The organism is Pseudolactococcus laudensis, assembly GCF_013449735.1.
GTDB lineage: Bacteria > Bacillota > Bacilli > Lactobacillales > Streptococcaceae > Pseudolactococcus > Pseudolactococcus laudensis.
Genome location: NZ_JACBNY010000066.1, coordinates 1 through 1,275, shown reverse-complemented (window position 1 = coordinate 1,275; position 1,275 = coordinate 1). Strand labels below are relative to the sequence as shown.

Annotated in this window: 1 protein-coding gene and 1 pseudogene; both read left to right on the top strand. The window is 34.7% G+C overall.

Annotation, left to right across the window (positions count from 1 at the left end; genetic code table 11):
• Positions 1-745: pseudogene (locus HZR21_RS11500) on the top strand (PBECR4 domain-containing protein); the annotation flags it as partial.
• A gap of 197 nt (positions 746-942) precedes the next feature.
• On the top strand, positions 943-1,176 hold the full coding sequence (locus tag HZR21_RS11495; RefSeq protein WP_180747714.1) for a hypothetical protein: 234 nt from the start codon (positions 943-945) through the stop codon (positions 1,174-1,176).
• Positions 1,177-1,275: the final 99 nt, after the last annotated feature.

Below are 1,275 nucleotides of genomic sequence, written 5' to 3'. Positions count from 1 at the left end.
TATCGACAATAGCCCTAAAAAGCCTTTTCAGTACTATCTTGCATCATATGAATATGATCATATTAAACAAGGAAAAACGTTCCTAGGCGACACAAGAGGGCTTTCTGAGGACACTATCACAACTTTTTGTTCTAAAGGGGTGTTAGCCCAAGCTAGGCTAAAAGGTTCTGATGGTATATTTGAACCTGTCCTTGTCTTTAAATTTTTAAATAAAGATAAAAAAATCATTGGCTGTAGTCTGCAAGGTATTCACGAAAACTACTTACGACATGAACATGGTCGACTTAAAAAGGTACTTGGTGATGGTTCTACTGGTCTTAATATTGACGTTGGTACACCTGAACGACTTATATTTCTTGAAGCTCCTATTGACTTAATGAGCTACTATGAGCTTAATAAAAATCGACTAGAAAACGTAAGACTTGTTTCAATGGACGGTTTAAAAGATACTACTATTTCAAGGCATCTATACGAACTTTTAGCTGAAAAAGAGGGGCTTACAGATATTAACCTTGATGATGCCAAAAAATTACTCCCTATTTTAGCAAATACAAACTTCTTTGAATTAGGTGCTAAGCGTGAATTGATCACTTTAGCTGTAGATAATGATAAGGCAGGTTTGGGCTTTATTGAAAAGTTAAGAAATAAGAATATAAAATTCAACATTGACTTGCCACCGCTTGAAAACAATCAAGAAAAAATGAACTGGAACGATTTTTTGAAACAAAAAAAGCCCTTGACCTAAGCCAAGAGCCTAACATTGGGAGCGGGACTTTTAACCGCACTTCGAGTTCTTTAGACAGCCAAGCTGTCAAGGAAGTACCCCAACCTGTTGAACAGGTTCAACCTACTTTTCCTACCAATGCTCAATTACATTTTAGCATTACTAACTCTTAAAAGTCAATAAGAAAGCCCAGCTACTACAAAGCAAAACCTAAAGATTTGACAAAAATAAATAGATACGCATCTGTTGTTCAAGACTCAGCTAAATGGTATGAAGATACTCTAGCAGGGGCTAAAATATCTTATTTGTATCTTGATCATGGCGAAATCAAAAATCTTGAAGTTGATTTACTCTTTGAATATGCGACAACTATTGAGCATTTAAAATCAATTTCTGATGATGATTTTGAAACTTTAAAAGATAAAATCATCAAAGTTGATTTAGTATCTTGATTTCAAAAAGGGGGATTGGGGAACACCCCAAAAATTTATAAAAAAGGTAGGAGTAGTCAATTTGACTATTCCTGACCTTTTTATAAAACAGCAAGTGGC